This is a genomic window from Microcystis sp. M44BS1 (genome assembly GCF_020244875.1).
Lineage (GTDB): Bacteria > Cyanobacteriota > Cyanobacteriia > Cyanobacteriales > Microcystaceae > Microcystis > Microcystis panniformis.
This window is the reverse complement of sequence record NZ_JADBVM010000002.1, coordinates 1-8,943: the sequence shown is the minus strand read 5'-3', so window position 1 is coordinate 8,943 and position 8,943 is coordinate 1. Positions and strand designations below refer to the sequence as shown.

Sequence of the window (8,943 nt, the reverse complement as noted above, 5' to 3'; positions counted from 1 at the left end):
TTATTCCTCCCATCGAGAGCTATTCTGAATTGTAAGTTATAACTATTATAATCTCATTTCTCTTTGTGATCAAGTTGAAGATTTTCTAGTTTTTGACGGCTCTAAGTATTAATACTCATTGCATAAGTGAGATGCTCCCCTTAATGAGTAATTTAGATAGTCAACAGCTTATCTTCTGACCTAGCACTTTTTTAAAAAAAGTATCATTAATTTTTATCTCAATTCTGAATATTAATTAATACCAGGGTCGGTTGCGGGCAAACTCAGCAGCGTATTAAGAAAAAATAACGAATTGCTAGAAAGCCGAGAATCTGGATAATGATCGAGGTGGAGACAGAAAAATTGCTCTACTTAAGCCTGTCTGCCGTAAGCGTCCAATAGTAGATAGGGAGTCAAAAGCGACGCTCAAGAAAGTCCTTCGGTTGTCAGGGAAACGAGGGGATATTTAGTGCGAAATTGAGCCGTAAAAAAACTTAAAATCCCGACAAATATCGTAAAAACTAAGGGGAACACATGACCACAAAAACCTATGCAACAATAGATGGTAACGAAGCTGTTGCACGCGTTGCCTATCGTCTCAGTGAAGTGATCGCTATTTATCCTATCACTCCCTCCTCGCCTATGGGTGAATGGTCTGATAGTTGGGCTGCCGAACGCAGAGCTAATCTCTGGGGAACCATTCCTTCCGTAATCGAAATGCAGAGCGAAGGTGGGGCAGCGGGAACCCTGCACGGAGCGCTACAAACAGGCTCTTTAACTACTACTTTCACTTCCTCCCAGGGATTATTATTAATGCTCCCCAACTTCTACAAAATTGCGGGGGAATTAACCTCTTCAGTGGTCCATGTGGCGGCCCGTGCTTTAGCAGCCCAAGGGTTGTCAATTTTTGGGGATCATAGTGATGTTATGTCCGCCAGAAGTACGGGTTGGGCTATGTTAGCAGCTAATTCGGTTCAAGAAGCTCATGATCTAGCGGCAATCGCCACAGCTACTACCCTAGAAACGCGGCTTCCTTTTCTGCACTTTTTTGATGGTTTTCGTACCAGTCATGAGGTGCAAAAAGTTGAATTAATTAGCGATGAAATTCTCAAAGAACTGATAGATGAAGACCTAATTATTGCCCATCGTCAAAGAGCTTTAACTCCCGATCGACCGGTGTTACGAGGCACAGCACAAAATCCCGATGTTTATTTTCAGGCAAGGGAAAGCGTCAATCCTTTCTATCATGCTTGTCCCGATATCGCCCAAAAAATTATGGATCGTTTTGCCCAATTAACAGGACGGCAATACCATCTTTATGAATACCACGGTGCGCCCGATGCCGAAAGAGTGATTATTCTAATGGGATCGGGAGGGGAAACCGTCCATGAAACCGTGGATTATCTCAATCAAAATGGTGCTAAAGTGGGGGTCTTAAAAGTTCGTCTTTATCGTCCTTTTGCCGCCGACAAATTACTGGCAGCTTTGCCCACCACAGTGAAAAAAATAGCCGTTTTAGATCGCTGTAAAGAACCCGGTGCCGGGGGCGATCCGCTATATTTAGACGTGGTAAATGCCTTTATGGAGGAGTACGAAGGTAAGCTGCCGAAAATTGTCGGAGGACGCTACGGTTTATCTTCCAAAGAATTTACTCCAGCCATGGTTGCTGGTATATTTGATAACTTAAGTCTCGACAAACCGAAAAATCACTTCACTATTGGTATCGTTGACGATCTCACTTTTTCCAGTCTGGAATATGACCACAGTTTTTCCACTGAACCAGACAAAGTAGTGCGGGCGGTTTTCTACGGTTTAGGTTCCGATGGTACGGTGGGAGCTAACAAAAACTCAATTAAAATTATCGGTGAAGATACTGATAATTATGCCCAGGGTTATTTCGTCTATGATTCCAAAAAATCTGGCTCCGTCACCGTTTCTCACCTACGCTTTGGACCAGAGCCGATTCGCTCTACCTATTTAATCACCGATGCTAACTTTATCGCCTGTCATCAGTGGGAATTTATCGAACAATTTGACCTGCTAGAAACCGCTAAACCGAACTCAATTTTTCTCCTCAATAGTCCCTATCCACCAGAGGAGCTATTTAGTCACCTACCCCGCCATCTCCAGCAAACTATCATCGACAAAAATCTGCAAGTTTATACGATTAATGCCACTCAAGTGGCCAAAGAAGCGGGGATGGGCAGCCGGATTAATACGGTGATGCAGGTGTGTTTCTTTGCTCTGGCGGGAGTTTTGTCTCGGGAAGAGGCGATCGCACAAATCAAAAAAGCCATCCGCAAGACCTACGGCAAGAAAGGCGAAGAAATCGTGCAGATGAACATTAAAGCCGTGGATTCTGCCCTAGAACACCTCTATCAAGTGCCAATTCCCGCCACTGTCACCCCTGAAGCTTTTGAATTAAGACCCCCAATTCCCGACACCGCACCCGCTTTCGTCCGAGAAGTCCTCGGCAAAATTATCGCCCGTCACGGGGAGGAATTGCCCGTTAGCGCCCTTCCCAACGATGGGACCTATCCCACCGCCACTAGCCAATGGGAAAAACGCAATATTGCCCAAGAAATCCCCGTTTGGGATGCAGATGTCTGTGTTCAGTGCGGAAAATGCGTTCTTGTTTGTCCCCACGCCGTTATTCGCTCGAAAGTCTATGATGAGGCCGAATTAGCCACGGCCCCGGAAACCTTTAAAGTCGCTAATGCCAAGGATCACGACTGGAAAGGGCTAAAATTCACCATCCAAGTGGCCGCCGAAGATTGTACCGGTTGCGGTCTTTGCGTCGATGTTTGCCCCGCTAAAAACAAATCGCAACCGCGTCTAAGAGCCATTAATATGGCTCCCCAACTGCCCCTGCGGGAACAGGAACGAGTTAACTGGGATTTCTTCCTTAATTTGCCTAATCCAGACCGATTAAGCCTAAATCTCAACAAAATTAACCATCAGCAAATGCAGGAACCTCTCTTTGAGTTTTCCGGTGCTTGTGCCGGTTGTGGTGAGACTCCCTACGTTAAATTAGTCAGTCAACTATTTGGCGATCGCATGATAGTGGCTAATGCCACCGGTTGTTCATCTATCTACGGAGGTAATTTACCGACAACACCCTGGGCAGTTAACGCCGAAGGTCGCGGTCCAGCTTGGTCGAATTCCCTCTTTGAAGACAATGCCGAATTTGGCTTAGGATTCCGGGTTTCCATCGATAAACAGGCAGAATTTGCCGCCGAACTGTTAGCAACCCTCGCTAGTGAAATCGGAGAAAGTCTAGCGGCAGATATTCTCAATTGTCACCAAGTCGATGAAGCGGAAATTTACGAACAACGGCAACGGGTAGAGGCCTTAAAATCCCGTTTAGGGCAATTAACCCCGACCACGCAGGTGAAAATGTTGTTATCCGTGGCCGATTATCTGGTCAAGAAAAGCGTCTGGATTGTCGGGGGTGACGGTTGGGCCTACGACATCGGTTATGGTGGCTTAGATCACGTTTTAGCCAGTGGTCGCAATGTGAATATTTTGGTCATGGATACGGAAGTTTACTCGAATACGGGTGGCCAGGCCTCGAAAGCTACTCCTCGGGCCGCCGTAGCTAAATTTGCTTCTGGTGGCAAACCGGGACCGAAAAAAGACCTCGGTTTAATGGCCATGACCTACGGTAACGTCTATGTGGCCAGCGTGGCTATGGGGGCAAAAAACGAGCAAACTATCAAAGCTTTCCTAGAAGCGGAAGCTTATAACGGGCCATCGTTAATTATCGCCTATTCTCACTGTATTGCTCACGGGATCAACATGACCACCGCCATGAACCATCAAAAAGAAGTGGTGGAAAGCGGTCGCTGGTTAATGTACCGTTATCATCCCGATTTAGCTAAAGAAGGCAAAAATCCCCTGCAATTGGACAGCCGTGCGCCTAAGCTTACCGTAGCGCAAACTCTCTACTCGGAGAATCGCTTTAAGATGTTGGCCACCAGTAAGCCCGAGGAAGCTAAACGTCTGCTCAAAGAAGCACAAGCAGATGTGGATACGCGCTGGCAAATGTATCAGTATTTAGCAGCAAAAGGTACAGGGAGCAAGGAATAGTTATGAATCTACACACTACCTACATGGGTTTACAATTGCGATCGCCGCTAGTCATCGGTGCGGCCGCACCCTTGAGCGAGGATATCGACAATATCAAGAGAATGGAAGACTTTGGAGCCGCTGCCGTGGTTTTACACTCCTTTTTCGAGGAGCAGATTAAACAGGAAAGACTGGCTCTACACCATCATTTTACCCACGGAGCCGAGAGTTTTGCGGAAGCTTTGACTTATTTTCCCGAACCGGAGGTTTTTCACGTTGGTTCCGACGAATATCTCAACCATATTCGCAAAGCCAAAGAAATGGTCGATATTCCGATTATTGCCAGTCTCAACGGTGAGACCTCTGGGGGATGGTTGGAGTATGCCATTCAAATTCAACAAGCGGGCGCTGATGCTTTGGAGTTGAATGTTTATTATGTTCCCAACGACCTAGAATTAACCGGAAATCACGTCGAACAAAACTATATTGATATCCTCAAAATTGTCAAATCGGAGGTATCAATTCCCGTCTCGATGAAGTTAAGTCCCTACTTTAGCAATACGGCCAATATGGCTAAACAATTAGCGGAAGCGGGGGCCGATGGGTTGGTATTATTTAACCGTTTCTATCAGCCGGATATCGACTTAGAAACCTTAGATGTTCACCCCAACATTATCCTCAGTAATCCCCAAGCGATGCGTTTACCCCTGCGCTGGATTGCCATGCTTTACGGTCGTGTAGCGACGGATTTTGCCGCTACCAGTGGTATTCATAACGCCATCGACGTGATCAAAATGATGATGGTGGGGGCAAAAGCTACTATGTTAGTTAGTGTTTTATTACGCCACGGTTTGGAGGAAATTACCAAGATCGAACAGGGTTTATTGCATTGGTTGGAAGAAAATGAATACGAATCGATCGAGCAGTTAATTGGCAGTATGAGTCAAATGAATTGCCCAGATCCCAGCGCTTTTGAACGGGTACAGTATATGAAAGCTCTGCAAAGTTACGAACCTGTTTGGAAACGTTTTCAAACCACCAGCAAATAAAAGTGGGGAGTGGGAATGGGGGAATGGGGAAATGGGGGAATGGGGAAATGGGGGAGTGGGGAGATAGGGAAATGGGGAAATGGGGGAGTGGGGAAATGGGGGAGTGGGGAGATAGGAGAATTTCAACTAAAACCCCAAAACCCTAAAACCCTAAAACCCTAAAACCCTACAACCCTAAAACCCCAAAACCCTACAACCCCAACACCCCAACACCCTAACACCCCAACACCCCAACACCCCAACACCCCAACACCCATCCGACTCCTGACAAAAAAAATCCTGGAGGATATAACCATGAACGAGAATCAAAACAAAAAAATCGGTATTCTGACCAGTGGTGGTGATTGCCCGGGGTTAAATGCGGTAATTCGTGCCGTGGTAAAAGCATCAAAACTAAAGGGTTGGGATGTGTACGGCATTCCCTACGGGACTGACGGTTTTATGCAGATTGCTGAGGGGAAATATCACCCCCAAGATTTGATCCTGACTCACCATGGCTATAACCTACCTGGGATATTGAAAGGATTAGACGTTTTGCAGTTTCTTAGTGGTAGTGTCTTGGGTTCTTTGAGCAAAGGACATCCCGAAAACCCAGAAATTGCCACGAAAATCCTGCAAGGATACGAAATGCTAGGATTAGATGCTCTGATCGTCGTCGGGGGCGATGGGAGCATCGATATCATCTATGATCTCGCTCAGAAAGGCAATTGGAATATTATCGCGGTTCCCAAAACCATCGATAATGACGTTCCCTATACGGAATGGGCCGTCGGTTTTACCACTGCCGTCGATATCGTCACCCAAGCTTTGTATGATCTCACCTTCACCGCCGCTAGTCACGAAAGGGTGATGATTGTGCAGGTGATGGGTAGAGATGCCGGTCATTTAGCCCTTCATGCTGGGATTGCCGGGGGTGCCGATGCGATTTTTATTCCCGAATTAACCCCTGCTCTCACTCCCGCAATCATCGACGGTTGTTGTGATCATTTGGCAGAATTACGCGCTCAAGGTCGTCAATTCGCTCTCATTGTCATTTCTGAGGGGGTTAAAAACGAAGATAACCAAAAAGAGAAGTATATTGCCGATTATTTAGAAAAATTAATAGTTGACAAAACTCGCTCTTTGTGCGTTACCGATCCCGTCTTCTGTTATCTCAATTCCATGGATGTGCGGGCCATGTCTTTGGGACACCTGCAAAGAAGTCGTCCTCCTTTGGCCATGGATCGACTGTTAGCCACGGCTTTTGGCATTAAGGCCGTAGAATTAATTGAAAAGGGTAAACTCGATCGCGTGGTGATTTGGCGCGGGGGACAAGTGCGTAGTTTGCCCCTGAAACCGGTGATCAAAATTATCAAAAAATGTCATCAAGAAAATCGCTGTGCCTATCCCGTGGATCCTGATGGTTTTATCGTCAAAACGGCCCGTTCTTTGGGAATTTACCTAGGGGAAAATACCACAACTGAGACGGCAGTAGTTCCGCAAGCTGTGGAGGTGTTGGTTTAGTTATAATAAAGCGAGAAGGGTTGCTCATACTTTCTCGCTTTATTAATTGGTTAAGATTAGATATTTCTTAACCATACAATTACGAGATATACTGACAGCTACTGTCGAAATAAAGAAACTTTTTCAAAGAGTGTAATTAATTTTCTAAGCATAAACTTTTATCATTATAAACCCGAACTGTATATCCTTCTCAACCCGACGAATCAAATTCTTTTCTGTCAAATTTGTGGCTTTTCTCGCGAAACAGGTGCAAGATTTTGAGAGAATCGTCGTTCAAAACCTTGCGTCTTCATCGGCCCGCGTCCTGTAGGGGCGAAGCATTCGGGCAATAACCTATCGGTGAAACCAGAGATTTTCTATCCGAATGCTTCGCCCGTACTTTTTCAGCAAACCCTACATAAAGACTTCTACTATCAGTAATGAGGTTATAAGATTGAATTATTGGACAAGCTTCAATGAGATGTCTAATCTCTTGAAAATATTCATTAATCAACAAATTCTATCTCCTCAATTTCTTCTTTGTCTTGCAGTAAAGCTTCTAGCATCCAAGCTTCTCCCATCCATTCATCAAAGTCTAAGGTATGCTGCAATTCATTGTTTTCAAATCGTCTGAGAAATTCTTGTGTCTGCATTTGATACTTATTTTCAAAAAAAGTTATTCGTTCTTGGGTGCGCTTAATTCCTTCTTGAAGTTCTTGCAGTCTTTCGGTTAATGCGTCTTCAATAAATTTTTTTAAGGAGTTTAGATGCTTGGATTTAAGTTTTACTTCAGCCATAATGCTTCCGAGTTGATAATCGCTGCTGTTTGCCATTCGTCAGTCCATCCTAATTCTAGTTCATCTACTGCTAAAAAAGCTTGGGCGAGTTCTTCTGCTTCTTGTTGTTGTCGGCATTGTTGTAAAATTGAGGCGATGAAAATGCTTTTATCTTCTACTTTCTGGTCTAGGTAATTAACCAGTTCATCGGGTAAAGAAATGGAGATTTTAGCCATTGTTATCTCTTTGGGTATTTGATTCCAATGTCTATCGTATCGTGAACTACTTTTCCTTGCCAACTAATTTTCCTTCACTATTAAATTTAATTCTGCTTACTTCTAATCTCCTGAATATCTTGCCAAAAATCGGCTCTTGTCACATTTTTTAAGGTCTGTTGACGTTCTTGAGTATAGTCACCAAAACCCCATCCAGTATCTTGTAAAAAGCGAATAGCATCGACTTGTCCTAATTCTTTAACTAATGCTTGATAGCCTTTTTGTCTTAGCTCAATTGGTGTCATTGCTTTCATCTCCTTGTAATAGCAAATTTTTCATTAACCAAGTAACAAGATCATCTAATTTTACTTGCAATAATTTACTGTATTTTATGGCTTTTCTAAGTAATCTGTCATCGGTGGTTAGCGATACATCTATTCTAGCATATTCGGCGCAAGCGATGTGAAAAGAATCATAAAGATAAAATCCTAAATCTTCTATTTCTTGAGAGCGTTGATCTATTTCATCATTCTGCAATCAAATCCTAGTCCATCATTCAATCATTCTAATCGTCTCAACTATGATTGATGTGATGATTTGATTGACTATGACTGTCTCATCTATCGACAATAAACCTAATCCTAGTTTATCATTCAATCATTCTAATCGTCTCAACTATGATTGATGTGATTATTTGATTGACTAGGATTGTCTCATCCATCGACAATAAACCTAATCATAGTTTATCATTCAATCATTCTAATCGTCTCAACTATGATTGATGTGATTATTTGATTGACTATGACTGTCTCATCCATCGACAATAAACCTAATCATAGTTTATCATTCAATCATTCTAATCGTCTCAACTATGATTGATGCAGAAGTGTTGAACGGGGAAAAAAGTCGTACAAAATTTGATATTATAGATAAGAAAATAAAGTAAATATACACCAATAAATGTGAATAAGCCATGCTAACAATTTTCCCAAAACTAATGAAAGAGCTTCTCAAGCCACTCCCCAAAAATGACTATCCCGCATTAAGTACATTTACTTTTGTGTCCTGTTGGATAGGTTTTGCGCTGGATAAAAGTATCGTCAGCATGAGAGACTTAAGCGCACGCCTGAAAATGCAAGGAATTAGGGACTTCCAGAGAATAAAATACCCAACAAAAAAATAGAAAAGTGTTTTTTTGAAAAAGTAATTATTTTTGTCTAGGAAAACAAAGAATCTCCCATTACAACCTATTTTTCCGAAAAAATAGGCAGCACAAACTCTTATACTTCCGAGCTTTTTCGAGTATAACAAGGACAAGTTAAAGAATCAAAGACAGTTTTTAGCTAACCATCTTAGTTAACTACAAACTAGGTC

8 protein-coding genes are annotated in these 8,943 nt (G+C 43.3%); 4 read left to right on the top strand and 4 right to left on the bottom strand.

The window, feature by feature from the left end; all coding sequences use genetic code 11:
• The first annotated feature begins 513 nt into the window (after positions 1-513).
• The 4 genes from nifJ (at position 514) to IM515_RS00035 (ending at position 6,599) form a co-directional block, all read left to right on the top strand.
• On the top strand, positions 514-4,068 hold the full coding sequence (nifJ, locus tag IM515_RS00050; RefSeq protein WP_287630014.1) for a pyruvate:ferredoxin (flavodoxin) oxidoreductase: 3,555 nt from the start codon (positions 514-516) through the stop codon (positions 4,066-4,068).
• Positions 4,069-4,070: 2 nt separating this feature from the next.
• Entirely contained in the window at positions 4,071-5,096 is a 1,026-nt protein-coding gene (locus IM515_RS00045; RefSeq protein ID WP_287630012.1) for a dihydroorotate dehydrogenase-like protein, read from the top strand.
• A gap of 15 nt (positions 5,097-5,111) precedes the next feature.
• A complete protein-coding gene (locus IM515_RS00040) occupies positions 5,112-5,258 on the top strand; it encodes a hypothetical protein (RefSeq protein WP_287632757.1) in 147 nt (48 codons plus the stop codon).
• Positions 5,259-5,390: 132 nt separating this feature from the next.
• Entirely contained in the window at positions 5,391-6,599 is a 1,209-nt protein-coding gene (locus IM515_RS00035; protein WP_287630010.1) for an ATP-dependent 6-phosphofructokinase, read from the top strand.
• A 485-nt stretch (positions 6,600-7,084) separates the two neighbouring features.
• Here IM515_RS00035 and IM515_RS00030 read toward each other — a convergent pair whose 3' ends face one another.
• From IM515_RS00030 to IM515_RS00015, 4 genes are all read right to left on the bottom strand, one after another.
• Positions 7,085-7,375 (bottom strand): hypothetical protein, encoded by a 291-nt coding sequence (locus IM515_RS00030; RefSeq protein WP_287630008.1) that lies wholly within the window; start codon positions 7,373-7,375, stop codon positions 7,085-7,087.
• Complete coding sequence (locus tag IM515_RS00025) at positions 7,363-7,590, bottom strand: DUF8778 family protein (protein WP_287630006.1); 228 nt, start codon at positions 7,588-7,590, stop codon at positions 7,363-7,365. Before IM515_RS00025 ends, IM515_RS00030 begins: the two co-directional genes overlap by 13 nt.
• An 86-nt stretch (positions 7,591-7,676) precedes the next feature.
• On the bottom strand, positions 7,677-7,874 hold the full coding sequence (locus IM515_RS00020) for a hypothetical protein (RefSeq protein WP_002797026.1): 198 nt from the start codon (positions 7,872-7,874) through the stop codon (positions 7,677-7,679).
• A complete protein-coding gene (locus IM515_RS00015; RefSeq protein ID WP_287630004.1) occupies positions 7,861-8,106 on the bottom strand; it encodes a hypothetical protein in 246 nt (81 codons plus the stop codon). Before IM515_RS00015 ends, IM515_RS00020 begins: the two co-directional genes overlap by 14 nt.
• Positions 8,107-8,943 lie beyond the last annotated feature (837 nt).

Bases quoted from the DNA above. Each gene is read 5' to 3' on its own strand.
- IM515_RS00040 (WP_287632757.1), top strand. From the start codon at position 5,112: ATGGGGGAATGGGGAAATGGGGGAATGGGGAAATGGGGGAGTGGGGAG.
- IM515_RS00030 (WP_287630008.1), bottom strand. From the start codon at position 7,375: ATGGCTGAAGTAAAACTTAAATCCAAGCATCTAAACTCCTTAAAAAAA.
- IM515_RS00045 (WP_287630012.1), top strand. From the start codon at position 4,071: ATGAATCTACACACTACCTACATGGGTTTACAATTGCGATCGCCGCTA.
- IM515_RS00025 (WP_287630006.1), bottom strand. From the start codon at position 7,590: ATGGCTAAAATCTCCATTTCTTTACCCGATGAACTGGTTAATTACCTA.
- IM515_RS00035 (WP_287630010.1), top strand. From the start codon at position 5,391: ATGAACGAGAATCAAAACAAAAAAATCGGTATTCTGACCAGTGGTGGT.
- IM515_RS00020 (WP_002797026.1), bottom strand. From the start codon at position 7,874: ATGACACCAATTGAGCTAAGACAAAAAGGCTATCAAGCATTAGTTAAA.
- nifJ (WP_287630014.1), top strand. From the start codon at position 514: ATGACCACAAAAACCTATGCAACAATAGATGGTAACGAAGCTGTTGCA.